Here is an 18,792-nt window from a genome sequence, read left to right as displayed (position 1 = left end):
TGATTAGGAGCGGCTGGTGACAGGGATGTGACGAGCTTCTTTTACAAAACGAAACACCCGGCGCTTTGAACGCCGGGTGCTGAATTCAGGAATCGAATGCCGCTTACTTCGTGGCTACTTCGTAGCGCTCCAGGACGTAGTCCCAGTTGATCAAGCTGTCGACGAAGGCTTCGAGGTATTTCGGGCGGGCATTGCGATAGTCGATGTAATAGGAATGTTCCCATACGTCGACGCCGAGGATCGGGGTCGCGCCATGAACCAGCGGGTTTTCGCCGTTCGGGGTCTTGGAGATTTCGAGCTTGCCGTTCTTGACGGAAACCCAGGCCCAGCCGGAGCCGAACTGGGTGGCGCCGGCAGTAGCGAAATCGGCCTTGAACTTGTCGTAGCCGCCGAGATCGGACGTGAAAGCCGCTTCGAGCTTGCCCGGCAGCTTGTTGCCGCCGCCGCCCTTCTTCATCCACTTCCAGAAGTGGATGTGGTTGTAGTGCTGGGCAGCGTTGTTGAAGAGGCCGGCATTGGTGCCGAAGGACTTCTTCACCACGTCTTCGAGCGAGAGATCCGAAAGACCGGCTTCGGCGGCGAGCTTGTTGCCGTTGTCGACATAGGCCTTATGGTGCTTGTCGTGGTGAAACTCCAGCGTTTCCTTCGACATGAAGGGAGCAAGCGCTTCGTAATCATAGGGAAGTTCAGGCAATTCGAAAGCCATGTCAGATCTCCTCTTGGCAATAGATTGCGTCATCGGCAGGTGAGGCGGAACATAGGAGGGGAAAGGGGGAGAGGCAACCGGCGAAATATCAAAAAACGACCGGCCAGAGGAAAATTTGCCTCAGTTGCAGGGCTGAAATCGCGCCTGCAAATCACCCAGGATGCTTGCCCCGAAAACCGTTTCGCCGGCGACGTCAATCAAGGAAGGACCGACATGAACAGGAATATAATCCGGCATCTGGCCGCAGCCACGCTTCTTTCCCTCGCAGGTGCGGCGTACGCTTCCTCCGACATGGCCTGGCAGCAGTTCGCTGCTGATGTGGAAGCCAAGTGCAAGAAGGCGGCGGTCACGATCGAAAAGCCTGTCGCCACCGTCGATTCTTTCGGCAGCGAGCATTACGGGCTCGCCCTGCTGACAGGCAAACCGAAGGGTGCCAAGGGGCTGATCGCCCAGATATGCGTCTACGACAAGCAGAAGAAAACCGTCGAGATCGGCAGCGAACTGGACGGCAAAAAGCTCGGGTTGATGCCGGCGAAATAGGCCGCCATGGCGCCAATTAGCGTTTTGCACCTTGTCCGTGAGGAACCCAAGGCCGCCCTCAAGAGTTTAGGGGCTGGGATTTGGAGCGGTTCAGCTTTTTGTGAAAGCGCGGAACCGCTCTAACTTTTCTGCTTTACGCGATTCCGAACGCAAAACCGCTATGCACTTTTGCCGGAATTGCTTTGGGGAGGCGCCGGCATGTCACAGCTTCGCAACAGGGCGGAAGATCAGCAGAAAATCTATCAGCGCTGGGCACCGGTCTATGACCGCGTTTATCGCGGCATCCTGCGCGATGGTCACCGCAAGCTTGCAGCGCTCGCGGCCGCGGCTGGCACCGACATACTCGAGATCGGCGTCGGCACGGGCCTGACGCTCGGGCACTATCCGCTCTGCTGCCTTGTGACCGGCATCGATATTTCCGAACACATGATCGCGCGGGCGCGCGAAAAGGCGAGACGAGAAAACCTACAACATGTGCAGGCACTTGAGGTAATGGATGCGCATGCGCTCACCTTTGCCGACCGGTCTTTCGATGCGGTCTGCCTGCCCTTCGTCATCACGCTCATCCCAGATCCCGAACGGGCGCTGGACGAATGCGCCAGGGTCCTGCGGCCGGGCGGCGAGATCATCCTCGCCAGCAAGCTTGGCGACGGCGCCGGTCTGCAGGGCGCGATCGAGGTGGCGGTGGCGCCGCTGGTGCGCCACATCGGCTGGTCCTCCGCCTTCCGTATCCATCGCATCATCGCCTGGGCCGAGCGCCGCGGCGATTTTGCGGCTGCCGAGATCCTGCCGGTCTTTCCAAATGGCTTCTTCAAGATCGTCCGGCTGAAACAGCGCGGATTTGTCGCCTGAGGCGGGCGCCTCCCGCGTCGCCTCCATCATTCGTCCGAGAGACCGCATGACATCGGATATCTTCTTCTTTATCGCCGTAGGCTTCTGTGCGCAGATCGTCGATGGTGCACTCGGCATGGCCTTCGGGGTGCTGTCGACGACGAGCCTTCTGGCCTTTGGCGTGCCGGCGGCCAATGCCAGCGCCATGACGCATGTGGCGGAGATGTTCACGACGGCTGCGTCGGGTCTCTCGCACGCCTATCATCGCAACGTCGACTGGCGCCTGGTGGCGCGGCTTGCGCCGGCCGGCATGATCGGCGGCGCGATCGGCGCGTATCTGCTCGTCAACATCGACGGCAAGACGATCGAACCCTACGTGTCGGCCTATCTGGTCCTGATCGGGCTGCTGATCCTCTACAAGGCCTTTCGGCCGCCGGTGCGGCGCGAGGTGCGCGACTGGGCCGTGCCGCCCGTCGGGCTTTGCGGCGGCGTGCTCGATGCGATCGGCGGCGGCGGATGGGGACCGATCGTCACCAGCACACTCATCGGCCGCGGCCATGACCTGAGGCGGGTGATCGGTTCGACCAACTTCACCGAATTTGCGGTGACGCTGACGATTTCCCTGACTTTCATCCTGACCCTTGGCTGGTCGCAACTCGATTCCGCGATCGGCCTCATCATCGGCGGCGTGATCGCGGCACCCTTCGGAGCGATCCTCGTCAAACGCCTGCCGATGCGGCCGCTGATGGTGGCGGTCTCGATGATCATCATCGCAACGTCGGCGATACGGATATTTTAAAGCCAGCCCATCGGGGTTACAGGTTCCGGCCGAAATAGACCTCCACGGATGCGATCTTGTCATCGCGGAAGCGGAGACTTTCTATATTGCGGAAACTGGTGCCGTCGAGCTTTTCGGCGCGGTAGCGGACGACCGCCTCGTCGCCGTCGATCGCCAGGAACTCGATGTGAAAGCCACGAAAGACCGGCTCCTTCGGCCAGCAGCGCTCGAAATAAACGGCGCGGGCGATGTGGTCGTCACGCGGACTGGAGAAGGTGAAATCCTCCGTCAGCATGGCGCCTGCGACATCCCTGCGATCGTCGAGATAGGCGGCATAGAGATCGCGGACTGTCTGCTCGCGCGATATGCGCATGTCGCTCATAGGAAATGCCCTCCTCCTGACCGCTTGCGTAATGCAATCTGTTTAGCACTTTCGCCTGAGATGGTCCAGATTGCAATGGCGATACCGGTCGCACCGTCTTGAAGGACGGTCCGAACGGCGGTTATATGGGCGCGTGCCCGCCCTGGAACGACGAGCGCGTGCACCGCTACGGTCTCCATGCGCCTGACGTAGAAAGCTCGATCTCAGGACAGTTTCACCCGCGCCGACCCGCTCGTCGCGGCAAAGGGGCACATCGTTTCATCAGGCGCGGCGAAGCTGCGTTCTACGATCAATGCCGAGGCCGAGAGAATGACCGATACGCAATGGGACGCCGCCAGCGCCAGGCCGGGCTCGATTTACTGGAAGCGCAACCTCGCCATCTCGCTGATCGGCTCCTTCACCACGATCGTGGCGATGACGCTGCTGCTGCCCTTCCTGCCGCTTTATGTCGAGGAACTCGGCGTCAGCGACCACGCAGCGATCGTGCAATGGTCGGGCATCGCCTACGGCGCCACCTTCTTCGCCGCGGCTCTCGTCGCGCCGCTCTGGGGGCGGCTCGGTGATATCTATGGCCGCAAGCTGATGCTGGTGCGCGCCAGTCTCGGCATGACGGTGGCGATCTCGCTGATGGGCATGGCCGGCAATGTCTGGCAGTTGGTGGCGCTACGCCTCTTCGTCGGGCTTGCCGGCGGTTACTCCTCCGGCTCGATGGTGCTGGTGGCGACGCAGACACCCAAGGACCGCTCGGCCTGGGCGCTCGGCGTTCTCTCCTCCGGCATCATGGCCGGCAATCTCGTCGGGCCGCTGCTCGGCGGGGCGCTGCCGCCCATCATCGGCATCCGCGGCACGTTTCTCACCGCCGGCGGCATGATTTTCCTCGCCTTCCTCGCCACGGCCTTCTTGATCAAGGAAGAGAAATCGCCCGCGCGCAAACAGGCGGCGAAAGCAAGCGGCGGGTGGAAATCCATCGCCGACAAGCGGCCCGTCATCGCGATGCTGGCGACCGGAATGCTGCTGATGTTCGCCAACATGTCCATCGAGCCGATCATCACTGTCTATGTCGCCCAAATCGTATCCGTCGAGAACCAGGTGACTCTGATATCGGGCATCGTCATGTCGGCCGCTGCCCTCGGCAGCATTCTTTCGGCCTCACGGCTCGGCAAGCTTGCCGACAGGATCGGCCATTGGCCGGTAATTTCAGGCGCGCTCGCGGTCGCCGGGCTGCTGCTGATCCCGCAGGCCTTCGTCACCAGCTCGTGGCAGCTCATTCTCCTACGCTTCCTGATGGGTGTGGCGCTCGGCGGGCTCCTGCCCTGCATCGCGGCCGTCATCCGCCACAGCGTGCCGGACAGTGCGGCCGGCAGCATTCTCGGCCTTTCCATCTCGTCGCAATATGTCGGTCAGGTGGCCGGTCCCATCCTCGGCGGTTTCGTCGGCGGTCATGTCGGCATGCGGGCTGTGTTCCTCGGCACCTCTCTGCTGCTTCTGGCTGGCGCTGCCTATGCCTGGGCGGTGCGGCCGAGCGATACCGAGAGATCAGCCTCGGCCTAAGGCGCTGCCGCAGATCAGCTCGACACCCGACCGGGCGATCGCTTCCAACACCTCGCGGCTGTCGCCGGCGCGGGCGCGGACGGCGAGCGAATGCATGACGGCGGAGGCAAGCCTTGCGAACGTCTGCGGATCGGCGCCCTCAGGGAGCTCGCCTCTCTCCACGGCAAGGCGCATGCGCTTTTCGATTTCGCCGTCGAAATCGTTGAGGCTGCGGCCGAGCACCTCGCGGACGCGCTCATGCTGGACTGCCTCGGCGGTCGCCGTGCCGATCAGAAAACAGCCACGGGCGGCGGTATCGCCGTGCAGATAGATTTCAAGCGCCCCGGCATAGACGCGGGCGATATTGTCGCGAAGCGGCAGTGACGGATCGAGCGCTTCGGTCAGCACGTCCATGCCGTCCTGGCGATACCCTTCCAGCGTATCGAGATAAAGATCCTCCTTGTCGCCGAAGGCGCCGTAAAGGCTTGGGCGATTGAGGTTGGTCGCCGCACTCAGATTGTCGAGCGAGGCGGCGGCATATCCCCTGTCCCAGAAGACATCCCGCGCCTTGCCGATCGCCGCCTTCGTGTCGAAAGCCCTCGGGCGGCCGCGCTTCTTCTCAACTTTCATATTTTGTACCATTTCGCATTAAAATCTTGACGAAGGATATTTTATGCGAAACAGTACAAATGTCCAACGATATCGCCAGGCGACATCGATCGCCTGCGCAAGAGAGGAGAACCGCAATGAAACTCTATATGCACGCCGCAGCATGTTCGCTTTCGCCGCATATCGTCTGCCGCGAACTGGGGCTCGACATTGAACTCGTCCAGGTCGACCGGCAAAGCCACAGGACGAGCAAAGGCGAGGACTATCTCGCCATCAACGGCAACGGCTATGTCCCGGCGCTAATGCTCGATGACGGCAAGGTGCTGACCGAAGGACCGGCGATCGTGCAGTTCCTCGCCGACAGCGTGCCCCATGGGGCAAGCTTGCTGCCTGCGGTCGGCGATCTCCGCCGCAACGAGGTCCAGTCCTATCTCAACTTCATCACCGCCGAGCTGCACAAGCCGATGGTGCTGCTCTTCAATCCGATTTATTCCAGTGTTCATGACGAGATCCGCGCGCTGGTCTCGAAGCGTCTCGCGTGGCTCAATAGCCGTCTTACCGGCCCCTACCTCACCGGCGATGCCTTCAGCGTGGCGGACGCCTATCTCTTCGTCTGCCTGAACTGGTCGCCCTGGACCGATATCGACCTCAAGCAATGGCCGGCGCTGCACGGCTTCATGGCACGGGTGGCGGCGCGCCCGAAGGTGCGTGAGGCGCTGCAGGCCGAAGACCTCGAGGCGTTCGATGCCGACGGCGGTTATTTCGCGCCACATGCCTATCTCGCCTCGGCCGGACGGACGGGCGAGCCGGTGCGGCCGTAACAGCGGCAATCGTCAGAGTGTGTTCACGGCCACCGGCAGGGCACGTTTGTGGGCGGTCGCCCGATAGGCTGCAAGAATCCGGCGGCGGGCGATCTCGCCGACCGGCTTACCTTCGAGAAAATCGTCGATCTCGTCATAGGTAACGCCATAAGCCTCCTCGTCGGGGCGCAGCGGGCGCTGGTCCTCGAGATCGGCTGTGGGCACCTTGAACACCAGTTCCTCGGGAGCGCCGAGCCGCTTCGCCAGCAGGCGAACGCGGCGCTTGTTGAGGCCGGCGAGCGGCAAAATATCGGCTGCGCCGTCGCCAAACTTAGTGAAGAACCCCATCACCGCCTCGGCCGCATGATCGGTGCCGATGACGAGGCCGCCGAGCGCTCCGGCAAGTGCGAACTGGGCGATCATGCGCTGGCGGGCCTTGATGTTGCCGAGGGTGAAATCCCGCCGTCCGACATCGGCAAAGGCGAGACCGCCGGTCTGGGCGGCGGCCAGCATCGCATCCGCCGCCGCCTTGATGTTGACCACCACGTTGCGATCGGCGCCGATCGTTTCCAGCGCCAGGCTCGCGTCGGCCTCGTCCGCCTGCACGCCGTAGGGAAGGCGCACGGCGATGAATTCCGCCGCATGGCCGTTGTCACGCAGTTCGCGCACGGCCCTCTGCGCCAGCAGCGCCGCCGTCAGCGAATCGACGCCGCCGCTGATGCCGAGGATGTAACCGCGCATGCCCGAGGCGACCAGATAATCTTTGAGGAAAGCGATCCGGCGCTCGATCTCGTGCTCGACGTCGATATCGGCGGCAACGCCCAGCTCGCTGATAATCTCGCCTTGTTCGTCGGACAGCACGGTCATGAGGTCTTTTCCTAGATGTTGGGGAGTGCGGCGAAGATACGAGAAGGCGAGGTCATTTCAAGCATGTAGCCGGGCATTGGGGCAAGCGAGAAAGGTGTAGTTGGCGCGAATTTCGCCAGGTGGGACCGTGGCCCAGCGCTTGCGCTTCGGGCGTTCGTCGCTGCAATCGATTCACTGGATCGATTGCTTCGGCTGCGCCGAACCGCTCCTCACCCTCACTCCTCGCTTTCGCTTCTGCCGTAGGCCCAGTCCATGTAGAGTTCCAGCGCCTTGCGGGTAACAGGGCCTTCCTGGAAATCGCGGCCGTCAAGGCGGGTGACGCCGACGACCTTGGAATAGTTGCCGGTGGTGAAGATCTCGTCGGCTTGAAGGAAATCCTCGACAGACAGTGTTGCTTCCACGACGTCGAAACCGGCCTTGCGCAACAGGCCGATGACGCGGGCGCGGGTGATGCCGGCGAGGAAGGTGCGGTTGGCGGCCGGTGTCATCACCACGCCGTCGCGCACCATGAAGACGTTCGACGAGGCGGTCTCGACGACATTGCCGTTCAGGTCGCGCACCAGCGCATTGTCGAAGCCTCGGCCTCGAGCTTCCGCGATCATGCGGCCGCTGTTCGGATAGAGCGAGCCGGTCTTTGCCTCGGTCATCGCCGTTTCCGGCGATGGACGCCGATAGGGCGAGACCGTGAGGCTGGTGCCGCCGTGGCCGCCCATCGGCGCCTCGAACAGGCAGAGCGCGAAGCGGGTCGATTCCGCATCGACGGAGACGACACTGCCGGGTGAACCATGCTCGCCCCAATACATCGGCTTGATGTAGATCGCCGTCGCGCCATCGAATTTCGCAACCCCTTCCCAGGCGAGCGCCGCGATTTCCTCGGCTGATTTCACCGGCTTCAGGCCCATGGCAAGCGCCGAGCGATTGATGCGCTGGCAGTGCAGGTCGAGATCCGGCGCGACGCCGTCAAACCAGCGGGCGCCGTCAAAGACCGACGAGCCGAGCCACATGGCATGCGAGGTCGGCCCGATCAGCGGCGGATTGCCCGGAAGCCATTCTCCGTCGACATGAGTCCAGGTGGTTGAACGGGGTGTTGTATCGACGGCCATTTTGCCCTCCCTTATGAAGCCGGGAAAGCAAAAACCACCGTGACGAGCCCGGTCAAGGACAAATCCGAGCCGCAAATGCGGAAGCAAGAAAATGCCCAGCGATGCCATCGGGCGCGCAATATTCGTGCGCGGCGGCAGGCGCTTACGCGATGGGTGCATCAGCAAAAATGATGGATTAGAATGTTGGAACGGCCGCTTGCCGCATGCCATGATGCGTACGCAATCGCGGAGAGACAGCAAGGGAAGACGCCGATGAAAGCCATGTTCTACGAAGCCTTCGAACAGGCTCCTGAGATCCGCACCCTGCCCGACCCGACACCCACCGAAGACGGCGTCGTCATATCAGTCGGCGCAAGCGGGCTCTGCCGCAGCGACTGGCACGGCTGGATGGGCCACGACCCCGATATCCGCCTGCCGCATGTGCCGGGGCACGAGCTTGCCGGCCGGATCGTCGCCACCGGCCGCGGCGTCATGCGTTTCAAGGTCGGCGACCGGGTGACGGTGCCCTTCGTTTCCGGCTGCGGCCATTGCGCCGAATGCCATTCGGGCAACCAGCAGGTCTGCCCCAACCAGTTCCAGCCGGGCTTCACCCACTGGGGTTCCTTCGCCGAATATGTGGCGATCGACTATGCCGACACCAATCTGGTCCACCTGCCCGATACGATCGACGATGCGACGGCGGCAAGCCTCGGCTGCCGCTTCGCCACCTCGTTTCGCGCCGTCGCCGATCACGCGCGGACGGGACCCGGCGAATGGATCGCGGTGCATGGCTGCGGAGGCGTCGGCCTGTCGGCGATCATGATCGCCACCGCACTCGGGGCCAATGCGATCGGCATCGACATATCAGAAGAGAAGCTCGCCTTCGCCCGGGCCTGCGGGGCGGTGGCGACAGTCAACGCGTCAGGTGTCGCAGACGTGGCAGAGGCGGTGCGCGAGATTACCAAGGGCGGCGCGCATGTCTCGATCGACGCGCTCGGCCACCCCGCCACCTGCTTCAACTCGATCAAGAACCTGCGCCGGCGCGGGCGGCATGTGCAGGTGGGGCTGATGCTCGGTGAGCACGCTGCCCCTCAAATTCCGATGGCGCAGGTGATCAGCCAGGAATTGGAAATCTACGGCAGCCACGGCATGCAGGCCTGGCGTTACGACGCCATGCTGTCGATGCTTTCGGCCGGCAAGATCGCGCCGCAGAAGCTGATCGGACGGCGGGTTAGCCTCGAAGAGGCCGTGCCGGCACTGATGGCGCTCGACAAGGCGGAGACGACGGGGATCAGCGTGATTACGCGGTTTTCGTGAGGGAATTCCGCTCCCGTCCATAGCGAGCATGAGAGGGAGCAAAGGGCCGCTGCGAATCTCTTCTACCCAGCGGGGAGAAGTGCCGGAGCGATAGCGAGTCGATGAGGGGGTGAGCGGCAAGGCCGCGAATGCACTGAGCGCCAGCGAAGGGCAATCAATGGCGTGCCGTGCGGCCCCCTCATCCGCCCTACGGGCACCTTCTCCCCGCTGGGGACTGTTGCAAAATATCGAGGATGTGATTCCCTTGTTTTGAACGGGGATGACTTGGATGGCGGTCAAAGAGACGGGTCAATTTAGCTTTGTGGATGCGTTGTTGCCGCAGGCAGGCGGCGGTGGGCGTCTTGATCGGCTGTCTGCTCTGGTGAAGTGGTATCGGTTTGAGAAGCTGTTACGGGGGCTGCGTGCCGAGACGTCGGCGGGTCGTCCGGCCTATCCGCCGCTGGTGATGTTCAAGGCGCTGCTGCTGCAGTCCTTGTACGGTCTTTCGGATGCGGAATTGGAAGAGGCCTTGTATGACCGGCTGTCGTTTCGCCGGTTTGCCGGCTTGAGCCTGGAGGCAGCGGTTCCCGACCACACGACGCGGTGCCGGTTCCGCAACCTGCTGAGCCAAGCAGGGCTTTTGGAGAAGCTATTTGGCGAACTCGACCGGCAATTGGATGCGGCCGGGCTGATCCTGCGGCGCGGCACGATGCTGGATGCGACGATCATCGAGACCGGCGCGGCGCGCCCGCCACGCGAGCGGCTGCCCGGACAGCAGGTGCCGGAACCGCAGGCGGACGAGAGACCGGCAGATGGAGAGGCGGCTTCGCCGCTCAAGCTGAGCGATCCCGATGCCCGCTTTACGCGCCGCAAGGGCCGAGCGGGCTCGTCTTATGGCTACAAGGCCCATGTCGGCGTCGATGAGGGCTCCGGCCTGATCCGCCGGGTGAAGACGACGCCGGCCAATGTCAACGACACGGTGTGCGCCGAGGCTCTGATCTGCGGCGATGAACGGGCGTTTTTGGCCGACAGCGCCTATCATACCCATGCCCGGGCCAAAGACTTGAAGGCCAGAGGCATCAAGGCCCGGCTGATGCGCCGACCGAACCGGCATCATAAGACATTGCCGCCGCGGCTACAGCGCCTGAACACTCTGATCGCCAAGCGGCGGGCTGCCGTCGAGACGACCTTTGCCACATGGAAGCGGCGCATGGGCCTGTCGCTCATCCGCTATCGCGGACTGGCCAAGGCTGAGGCCCAGGTGCTGATCGCCGCCATCGCCTTCAACATGCGCCGCTGGGTGACGCTGACCAGCTGAGCCAACGGCCGGACTGTGTCCAGTCGCCTGCCAAATCACCAAACTCCGCCACCAACACCCCGCTTCACACCGAAGTGGGGCAATCACACATGCTCGCAAGGCTGTTCAGCAAGCGTCAACGTCCATTACGCAACAGTCCCCGCTGGGGAGAAGAGGGAATAGCAACCTCACTGCTCCCATAAGGTAGTGTTTCCCAGACTTCCCGCTTGGCAACGAGCCTTATTGAGCCACGCCGATCGAAGCGAGATAGGCTGATGAAGCCGGGATCTTCGACTTGTCCTTGATCTCGATGATCAGGCGCGGCTTGCTTTCAAGCTTGGCAAGGGCCGCAAAGACGGCATGCCAGTGAATCGAGCCTTCACCGAGGCTCCAGTGGCGGTCGGCATATCCGTCGGCATCCTGCAGATGGACATGCCGCAGGCGGTTGCCGGCGGCCTTGACGTAATAATCGACCGGCGGAGCCCCCGTATAGCCATGGGCATAATGGGCGTGACCGGTATCGATCGAAACCGCGACGGCTGGCGAATTGAAGCTATCGGCGAGTGCGACGCGGATATGCGGATCCTTGTCCTCGATATTCTCGATGACCAGAGTGCAGCCGATATCCTCGGCGCGCTTGACGGCGTCGCGGAGCGTCATGTGCGTGCGCTCCGCCAGAGCTTCGCGGGCGCCGTCATTATTGTCGAGATTGTTGTAGGACCAGGAGGTGTAAGGGCTGTGGATGACCATCTGCGTGGCGCCGATCACGGCACAGACATCCAGGCCCTGCAGCAGGCGCCGTGTGACGACCGCACGGATATCGGGATCTTCCGAGGCGATGGTGAAACCCCAGAACGGGCCGTGAATGCCGAGCCGGCCGCTGTGACCGTCGAGAAGCCGCCTGGCACGGGCAGCAAGCGGCGCCCAGTCGCCATTCAGGATGTCGGCATCGACGAAGCTCTGCAATTCAAGATCGCGGGACTTTTCGAAAAGCCAGCCGCGGTGAAGCTCGACTTCATCGAGCGTCATGGCGGCGCCGACGACGGGAAGAGAAGACATGGATACGCTCCATCTATGTGAATGCCGGGACGGCGTGGGAGGACGGCCAAGGAACGGGCAGGAACAGTCGCCGCGTTCTATGCGCCCCTTCTATGTCGACGGTATTACAGGCGCGGAGCCCTTCGAAACCTTTTGCCCTGGTCATTTCTACGCACCCGGCGCGGTATTGGCGGACTTGCGAAAACGGTTCGCCGCACCGATATCAGCCCCGCCGGATTCGCGGATATGTATCCCGTGCCGGAGCTGTTTGCCCGCGGTGCCCCCCGACAAAAGGGCGGTTGCCAAAGGCGGCGCAAGGGTTTAACGGCTGCGCCCGCAAGAAAGGGCCTGTAAGAAAAGCCCGTAAGAAAAAGAAAGAGACATGATGTCCAACTCATTTGTGAAAATGCATGCCGGCGAAGAGGCGAAGCGCTTCTTCGTGCTCGGTGATCGGGTCGAGCGACGGCTCCGGATCAGCGGAACCTGGCTGAACATCTTCGACGTCACCGTGCCATCAGGCAGCCGGACGCCGAAACATGCGCATGCGAGCCCTGAGGTGTTCCGCATTCTCGAGGGAAGCCTGACGATCTGGCGCCTGACCGACAACGGTCCCGAAGAGATCGAGGCCAGCGCCGGCGACATCGTTACCATCCCGCCTTTCGTGGTGCATGGTTATGCCAACCGCGGCGACGTGCCCGCGGTTTTTTCCGCGGTCGTCGATCTAGAAATGGCCGAGTTCATCGAAGCGGAAGGTGCGACCGAGCCGCCCAAGACCAGCCCTTCGACTGAGACCATCGCCCGGATGACGGCGGCGGCCAACGCCTACGGGATCACCATCCTCGCGGCATGACGGACTAATGCATCGAGACGTCGGGGGCCGGACGGGTTCCGACGTCCTGTACATAGCGCTCCCGCCACTGGTTGGGCGTCACACCTTCCCAATCGCGGAAAGCGCGATAGAAGGAGCTTGTATCCTGGTAGCCGAGCAGGCACGCCACCTCGTCAATCCCGGCTGAGGGATCGGAGAGCAATTGCCTTCCCAATTCCTGACGTGCTTCGACGAGCAACTCGCGGAAGGTCGAGCCCTCATCGGTGATCCGGCGTTGCAGCGTGCGCTCGCTCATGCCCAGGTCGAAAGCCACGTCGGACAGTTCCGGCCGGCCGCTCGCCAGGCTTCTCTTCAGAACGATCTTGACCTGCTCCCGGATCGAATTGCGCGCCTGGATTTCGCCAAGCGCCGAGGCAAGGGCGGGCGTGAGAAGTTCGAGTAGTTCCGGATTGTGCCCGGGAAAAGGCCGGTCGAGATCAGCGGATTTGAGGATCAGAGCGTTGCGAGATTGCCCATATAGGACGGGACATCCGAAATAGGACCGATGCGCTTCGCTCTGCGGATCGGCGCGCTGGAATTCGACGCGAACCGGCGTCAGCCGCTGTCCCGTGCCACGACGGCCCAGTTCAACCAGCGTGGCGAAGTCGACATCCACAGCGATTGCCGGCTCAGGTTCGGCCGCGTAAAGCCACTCGACCTTGATCGCGCATTCCCCGCCCTGCTCGGAAAAGTGCAGTTGCTCGGGGGTACAAAGCCGCTTGAACCGGGCTAACCGGGACAGGCCGTCCCGATAGTCGCGGGCATGGAAAGCCGCGAGGCTCGAGGGCGGGTGTACGGCAGTTTCCGCCGATTCAACCAGCTTGATCCCGAGGCCCGGATCCGCCGTCAGCTCTTCCAGCGCCCGCCACAGGGCAAAGAACTGCGCCGTGCTCACCAGACCCTGGCCATTCAGATGCAGTGTTGCCGGCAGGCGCGCCTGGCGCAGCAGTGCTGCCGGCGGCACACCGACATGTTCGACCGCAAGCCAGAAAGCCCGCGGTATCTTGCACCTGTCTGCCGGCGCTCCGCTCATGGCTGCCTCCCTTATCGCATCTGGCTCATGATCACACGGTCGAAGATACGGTCGCCGAACCATTTGCGGATCATGATCATTGGCTTGGCATATTTGCCGGCAACGTAGCGGGTGCGCGGCCTCTTTGCCTTGGCCGCCTTGGAAACGATATCGGCGATGACGCCGGGATCGGTGCCGCTGCCATTGCCATAAGCGGCACGCGTCGACCTGGCGACCGCCTGAGTGACCTTAGCATAGGGGCCCTTCCCCGAACGCTTGAGCAGCCCGTCGGCAACGACATCGCCAAATCCCGTCTCGATCAGGCCCGGTTCGACAATCACGACCCGGATACCGAACGGAGCAAGCTCCAGCCGCAGGCAATCCGACCAACCTTCAAGCGCATGCTTGGTGGCGTGGTACCAAGCGCCGAGCAGGGTGTAAATCTTGCCGCCCATGGAGGTGATGTTGACGATCGTGCCGGCGCCTTTCTCCCGCATCGCCGGAAGCAGAAGCTGCGTCAGCCGGGCGGGGCCGAACATGTTCACCTCGAACTGATAGCGGGCTTCGTCGATACCGATCTCCTCGACCGGGCCGTAGAGCCCGAAACCGGCATTGTTGACGAGCACGTCGATAACGCCGACTTCCGCCAGAATGGTTTCGACCGCGGCTTTGATCTCATCTTCCTTCGATATGTCCATGCGCAAGGGCGTTGCGCCCAGCCGGGCAAGCTCCTCCATCTTCTCGACCTGGCGTGCGGCGACGTAGACCCTGTAGCCATCGGCGAGCAGGCGCTTGGCGATCGCCTTGCCCATTCCGGAGGATGCGCCCGTGACGAGCGCGGTTTTCTTGTCAATCATGTCGACCTCTCTTTGTCATGGGATGAGCTTACGGCTCGTTGGACGCTCGATCACTGACGAGGAATGCCAAAGCACTTGCATAATGCGCCAATATGCTCTCATCCCTTCATCGGGCAACACCTGCCGCCTCGAGCCATGCATGTCTATAAAGGCAAAAGAATCCTCCAAAATCTTCAATCAGAACGCGGCGCTGCAGCCGTTGTCGAAACTGTCACATCAGTGCGGTAAAAGGATTTTCGCCCGGTGCCTCTTGCGTCGGAAGCGTTTCACCGCCAAAATTGCGCCATGCCCGACAGCGACCCATCCAGTACCAGTTCCGCCCGTTCGAACCGGGATCTCCCGGCCGAAGAAGCGGGTGACCACTGTAGACGGCGCGGCGATGCCCGTCTCGCCTCGGGCCTGTCGCGGCTCGCGCAGAACGGTCCGCTTTCCATAGCTTTGCCGACGACTGGCCCCGCATGGCCGGTTCCGTCTTGCCGACGGCATATGACTTCCACTTCAGAGGAGCGGTCTTTCGTGACGACGACCGCTCCTCGCCGCGTCGCCCGATGAATGCGGCATTACAACCTCAACGAATAGGATCCCTGTGTTTCTGGAAATTGGAATTGTGGCGTTTCTCACCATCCTGAATGGTGTGCTCGCCATGTCGGAACTGGCCGTCGTGTCTTCTCGAACGGCCCGCCTGAAGGTTCTCTCCGACAACGGAAGCAAGGGGGCAGCTCAAGCGATCATACTTGCCGACAACCCAGGTCGTTTTCTCTCTACGGTGCAGATCGGCATCACGCTGGTCGGCGTTCTCTCCGGAGCTTTCTCAGGGGCCACGCTCGGGGGCCGCCTGAGCGGATGGCTGGAAGCCCAGGGAATGTCATCGACGGCCGCTGATGCCGTTGGCGTAGGTTCGGTCGTCGTGGCAATCACATATCTTTCGCTGATCGTCGGCGAGCTTGTTCCCAAGCAGATCGCACTTCGAGAACCCGAAGCGGTTGCGGCGAAGGTCGCACCGGCCATGGCGGTACTTTCAAAAATTGCCCTGCCACTCGTATGGCTTCTGAACGCCTCCGGAAATCTTGTCCTGAAACTCCTGGGCCAGACGGGAAAAAGTGGCGACAATGTCTCCGACGAAGAGATCAAGACCGTTCTTGCCGAAGCGCAGTCGGCTGGAGTGATCGAAAGCGAAGAGTCCGCGATGATATCAGGCGTCATGCGGCTGGCGGACCGCACCGCCCGAGCGCTCATGACGCCCCGGCGAGACGTCGAAATTATCGATATCGACGACAGTCTTGATGAAATTCGAACCCAGTTGCACCGAACGAAACGGTCTCGGTTGCCCGTTCGCAAAGGCAGCTCGGACGAAGTGATCGGCATCCTTCCAGTCAAGGACTTCTACGACTCCATGTCCGAACGCGGCAATGCCGACATCAAGGCTCTGACGCAAGACGTCCCGGTGGTTTCAGATCTTTCAACCGCCATCAATGTGATTGAAGCAATCAGGAAATCGCCAGTCCATATGGTGCTGGTTTTCGACGAGTACGGCCATTTCGAGGGGATTGTTTCGTCAGGTGACATTCTGGAAGCGATCATGGGGGCTCTTCAGGAGGGACCTGTCGATGAGCAGGCCATCGCTCGTCGAGACGATGGTTCGTACCTGGTGTCCGGCTGGACGCCGATTGACGAATTCGCTGAGTTCTTGAATCTCAAGCTCGATGACGACCTGGAATATCAGACCGTGGCCGGCCTGGTGTTGGAAGAGTTGAAACATTTGCCGGAATTAGGTGAAAGCTTCACGAGAGACGGATGGCGCTTCGAAGTCATCGATCTCGACGGGAGGCGTGTGGACAAAATACTTGTGTCTGCTGATTGAAGATCGGCGGGTGCCACACAGCACAGCAGGAGTGAACGCCATGGCATGGTCCGCCCATCAATATGTGAAATTCGAAGACGAGCGCACGCGACCGGCGCGTGATCTTCTGGCGCAAGTGCCGCTGCAGAGCCTCCGCCACGCCGTCGACCTCGGCTGCGGACCGGGTAACTCGACCGAACTCATCATCGAGCGCTTTGGGGCGGCTGGCGTCTCCGGTCTCGACAGCGACACGAACATGCTGGAAGCGGCCCGTAAGCGGCTCCCGGGCACTGATTTCGTCGAGGCCGATCTCGGCAGCTGGCAGCCGGCAGAACTCGCCGACCTCTTGTTTGCCAATGCCGTTTTCCAATGGTTGCCCGATCATCTCGACATTTTCGACCGGCTGATGGACGGGCTTTCTGAAGGCGGCGTGCTCGCCGTGCAGATGCCCGACAATCTCGGCGAACCCTCGCATCTGGCGATGGAAGAGACCGCGCATGCCGGTCCGTGGAAGGCCGCCTTCGAGGGAAAGAGCGTCCGCCGTAGGGCGCTGCCGCCGCCGTCCACTTACTATAGCAGGCTGATCGCCAAATCCTCGCGCGTCGATATCTGGCACACCACCTACAATCACCCGATGACGGATGCAGCTGATATCGTCGAATGGGTGAAGGGAACCGGGCTGATGCCCTACCTCGCCCATGCCGGCGAGGAGCACCGCGAAGCGTTTCTGGCGGACTATCTGGAACGCGTGGACAAGGCCTATCCGAAGATGTCGGACGGGCGGGTGCTGCTCAGATTTCCGAGGATTTTCATGGTGGCGGTGAAGGGGTAGAGCGGCCCGAAGGGTGTCAAATGCTTGTTATCCCTCGCAGGCATGGTGCTTGCGGCAAAACCAGCACGGATTATAGTCGGCCGGAAAATCAAGGGAGATGACACACATGGACGCTGCCCCCACTCCGCCGGTCACCCTCGTCATCTTCGGCGCCACGGGGGACCTGACGCGCCGTCTGCTGGTGCCGGCAATCATCAACCTGACGCGTGAGCGCCTCGTCGGCGAGGACCTCCACATTCTCGGCATCGGCATCGAGCCCGGCGACGACGAATTCCTGCGCGGGCGGCTCGACCAATTCCTAAACCATCTGAGCGGTGAGGAACCGACGGTGAAGGACGAGGCCTGGGAGAGCCTGCGCGGGCGGATTTCCTACACATCGGGCGATTTCACCAAGGACGACATTTTCGTCGAGATCGGCAACCGGCTGGGACCGAATGCCAACGCCGCCTTCTATCTCGCCGTGCCGCCATCCTTCTTCGGCACGATCGTCGAGAAACTTGCCGCTCACGGGCTGACAGATGAAAGCGACGGCGTCTTCCGCCGCGTCGCCATCGAGAAGCCGTTCGGTACCGATCTCGCCTCAGCGCAGGCTCTCAACGCCCAGATTCTTGCCCAGATCGAAGAAAGCCAAGTCTACCGGCTCGACCATTTCCTCGGCAAGGAGACGGTGCAGAACCTGATGACGGCGCGCTTCGCCAACATGATCATCGAGTCGCTGTGGAACAGCCGTTACATCGACCATGTGCAGATTACCGCCGCCGAGGTCGTCGATGTCGGCAGCCGCGGCAAATTCTACGACGCAACGGGCGCACTGCGCGACATGGTGCCGAACCATCTCTTCCAGTTGCTGGCGATGATCGCCATGGAGCCGCCGAACAGCTTCGACGCCGAAGCGATCCGCAACGAGAAGAGCAAGGTACTGAAGGCGCTGCGGATCTATACGCCCGAGGAGGCCAAGACACATGGCGTGCGCGGCACTTACGGCGCCGGCCCGCTCAACGGTGTCGACCTTCCGGCCTATCGCGACAGCAAGGACGTTTCACCTGATAGCCGGACCGAAACCTTCGTCGCGCTGAAGCTCTATGCCGATACATGGCGCTGGGCCGGCGTGCCTTTCTATCTCAGGACCGGCAAAGCACTGACGGCGCGCGATACCGAGATCGTCATCACGTTCCAGCCGGTGCCCTTCGCGCAATTCCGCGAGACCGAAGTCAGCCGCCGCCTGCCCCCGAACCGGCTTGTCATCCAGGTGCAGCCGGACGAGGGCATGAGCATGGAGATCTCGATCAAGTCGCCGGGGCTTTCGGTCGATACCGTCCCTGTTTCACTCGACTTCCGCTATGCCGACAAATTCGATATCGGCAAGACGACCGGTTATGAATCGCTGCTCTACGATCTCTTCATCGGCGACCAGACGCTGTTCCAGCGCGCCGACGGCATCGAGGCCGGCTGGGCGGCGGTGCAGCCCTTCCTCGATATCTGGGCGAAGGACCCGAGCACGCCGGAAAGCTACACGCCGGGCAGCATGGGACCGACCTGCGCCGCCGAGCTCATCGAGCGCGACGGGCGGCGGTGGCATGAACTCGGCGTTGTGCTGCATCACGATGGGAAGAACGGCAAATAACGC

19 protein-coding genes are annotated in these 18,792 nt (G+C 62.1%); 11 read left to right on the top strand and 8 right to left on the bottom strand.

The window, feature by feature from the left end:
- Window positions 1-103 precede the first annotated feature (103 nt).
- The gene (locus EFQ99_RS08530) at window positions 104-706 is read right to left on the bottom strand and encodes a superoxide dismutase (RefSeq protein ID WP_126920592.1); all 603 of its coding nucleotides are present in this window, start codon (window positions 704-706) and stop codon (window positions 104-106) included.
- Window positions 707-919: 213 nt separating this feature from the next.
- Here EFQ99_RS08530 and EFQ99_RS08525 point away from each other — a divergent pair, with 213 nt between their 5' ends.
- The 3 genes from EFQ99_RS08525 to EFQ99_RS08515 all read left to right on the top strand — a co-directional run bounded on the left by EFQ99_RS08525 (window position 920) and on the right by EFQ99_RS08515 (window position 2,876).
- Complete coding sequence (locus tag EFQ99_RS08525; RefSeq protein ID WP_126920591.1) at window positions 920-1,246, top strand: hypothetical protein; 327 nt, start codon at window positions 920-922, stop codon at window positions 1,244-1,246.
- A gap of 198 nt (window positions 1,247-1,444) precedes the next feature.
- Window positions 1,445-2,098, top strand: a complete 654-nt coding sequence (locus tag EFQ99_RS08520; protein ID WP_126920590.1) for a class I SAM-dependent methyltransferase — start codon at window positions 1,445-1,447, stop codon at window positions 2,096-2,098.
- A 46-nt stretch (window positions 2,099-2,144) separates the two neighbouring features.
- Entirely contained in the window at window positions 2,145-2,876 is a 732-nt protein-coding gene (locus EFQ99_RS08515; protein ID WP_126920589.1) for a sulfite exporter TauE/SafE family protein, read from the top strand.
- Window positions 2,877-2,892: 16 nt separating this feature from the next.
- On the opposite strand, the gene EFQ99_RS08510 is transcribed toward EFQ99_RS08515, so the two are convergent.
- Window positions 2,893-3,237 carry a nuclear transport factor 2 family protein gene (locus EFQ99_RS08510; RefSeq protein WP_126920588.1) on the bottom strand — a complete coding sequence of 115 codons (345 nt, stop codon included), beginning with the start codon at window positions 3,235-3,237 and terminating at the stop codon, window positions 2,893-2,895.
- 309 nt (window positions 3,238-3,546) lie between these two features.
- On the opposite strand from EFQ99_RS08510, the gene EFQ99_RS08505 reads away from it, so the two are divergent.
- Window positions 3,547-4,788 carry an MFS transporter gene (locus EFQ99_RS08505; protein WP_126920587.1) on the top strand — a complete coding sequence of 414 codons (1,242 nt, stop codon included), beginning with the start codon at window positions 3,547-3,549 and terminating at the stop codon, window positions 4,786-4,788.
- Here EFQ99_RS08505 and EFQ99_RS08500 read toward each other — a convergent pair.
- Window positions 4,774-5,397, bottom strand: a complete 624-nt coding sequence (locus EFQ99_RS08500; protein ID WP_126920586.1) for a TetR/AcrR family transcriptional regulator — start codon at window positions 5,395-5,397, stop codon at window positions 4,774-4,776. The two genes, EFQ99_RS08505 and EFQ99_RS08500, sit on opposite strands and share 15 nt — an antisense overlap.
- 116 nt (window positions 5,398-5,513) lie before the next feature.
- Here EFQ99_RS08500 and gstA point away from each other — a divergent pair, with 116 nt between their 5' ends.
- Entirely contained in the window at window positions 5,514-6,197 is a 684-nt protein-coding gene (gstA, locus tag EFQ99_RS08495) for a glutathione transferase GstA (protein WP_126920585.1), read from the top strand.
- Window positions 6,198-6,209: 12 nt separating this feature from the next.
- On the opposite strand, the gene nadE is transcribed toward gstA, so the two are convergent.
- Window positions 6,210-7,043, bottom strand: a complete 834-nt coding sequence (gene nadE / locus EFQ99_RS08490; protein ID WP_126920584.1) for an ammonia-dependent NAD(+) synthetase — start codon at window positions 7,041-7,043, stop codon at window positions 6,210-6,212.
- A 215-nt stretch (window positions 7,044-7,258) separates the two neighbouring features.
- A complete protein-coding gene (locus EFQ99_RS08485; protein ID WP_126920583.1) occupies window positions 7,259-8,146 on the bottom strand; it encodes a branched-chain amino acid aminotransferase in 888 nt (295 codons plus the stop codon).
- A gap of 252 nt (window positions 8,147-8,398) precedes the next feature.
- Here EFQ99_RS08485 and EFQ99_RS08480 point away from each other — a divergent pair, with 252 nt between their 5' ends.
- A complete protein-coding gene (locus EFQ99_RS08480) occupies window positions 8,399-9,442 on the top strand; it encodes a zinc-dependent alcohol dehydrogenase family protein (RefSeq protein WP_126920582.1) in 1,044 nt (347 codons plus the stop codon).
- A gap of 268 nt (window positions 9,443-9,710) precedes the next feature.
- Window positions 9,711-10,739: an IS5 family transposase gene (locus EFQ99_RS08475; RefSeq protein WP_126920581.1), complete on the top strand. Its 1,029-nt coding sequence runs from the start codon at window positions 9,711-9,713 to the stop codon at window positions 10,737-10,739.
- Window positions 10,740-10,958: 219 nt separating this feature from the next.
- On the opposite strand, the gene EFQ99_RS08470 is transcribed toward EFQ99_RS08475, so the two are convergent.
- Window positions 10,959-11,777, bottom strand: a complete 819-nt coding sequence (locus tag EFQ99_RS08470) for a sugar phosphate isomerase/epimerase family protein (RefSeq protein ID WP_126920580.1) — start codon at window positions 11,775-11,777, stop codon at window positions 10,959-10,961.
- Between the two features lie 361 nt (window positions 11,778-12,138).
- Here EFQ99_RS08470 and EFQ99_RS08465 point away from each other — a divergent pair, with 361 nt between their 5' ends.
- Window positions 12,139-12,606: a cupin domain-containing protein gene (locus EFQ99_RS08465; protein ID WP_126920579.1), complete on the top strand. Its 468-nt coding sequence runs from the start codon at window positions 12,139-12,141 to the stop codon at window positions 12,604-12,606.
- 4 nt (window positions 12,607-12,610) lie between these two features.
- Here the strand turns inward: EFQ99_RS08465 and EFQ99_RS08460 are convergent, their stop codons facing one another.
- Window positions 12,611-13,657, bottom strand: coding sequence for an AraC family transcriptional regulator (locus EFQ99_RS08460; RefSeq protein ID WP_126920578.1), 1,047 nt, complete (start codon window positions 13,655-13,657; stop codon window positions 12,611-12,613).
- Between the two features lie 11 nt (window positions 13,658-13,668).
- Window positions 13,669-14,493 carry an oxidoreductase gene (locus tag EFQ99_RS08455; RefSeq protein WP_126920577.1) on the bottom strand — a complete coding sequence of 275 codons (825 nt, stop codon included), beginning with the start codon at window positions 14,491-14,493 and terminating at the stop codon, window positions 13,669-13,671.
- 586 nt (window positions 14,494-15,079) lie between these two features.
- Between EFQ99_RS08455 and EFQ99_RS08450 the strand changes: the two genes are divergently transcribed.
- From EFQ99_RS08450 to zwf, 3 genes are all read left to right on the top strand, one after another.
- Window positions 15,080-16,354, top strand: coding sequence for a hemolysin family protein (locus EFQ99_RS08450; RefSeq protein WP_126920576.1), 1,275 nt, complete (start codon window positions 15,080-15,082; stop codon window positions 16,352-16,354).
- 40 nt (window positions 16,355-16,394) lie between these two features.
- On the top strand, window positions 16,395-17,165 hold the full coding sequence (gene tam, locus EFQ99_RS08445) for a trans-aconitate 2-methyltransferase (RefSeq protein WP_126920575.1): 771 nt from the start codon (window positions 16,395-16,397) through the stop codon (window positions 17,163-17,165).
- A 106-nt stretch (window positions 17,166-17,271) separates the two neighbouring features.
- Window positions 17,272-18,789, top strand: coding sequence for a glucose-6-phosphate dehydrogenase (zwf, locus tag EFQ99_RS08440; RefSeq protein WP_126920574.1), 1,518 nt, complete (start codon window positions 17,272-17,274; stop codon window positions 18,787-18,789).
- The last annotated feature ends 3 nt before the right edge of the window (window positions 18,790-18,792 follow it).

This window comes from Rhizobium vallis, assembly GCF_003985155.1.
Classification (GTDB): Bacteria; Pseudomonadota; Alphaproteobacteria; order Rhizobiales; family Rhizobiaceae; genus Rhizobium; species Rhizobium vallis.
The sequence above is the reverse complement of the archived record's forward strand: the minus strand, read 5'-3'. Positions and strand labels throughout refer to the sequence as shown.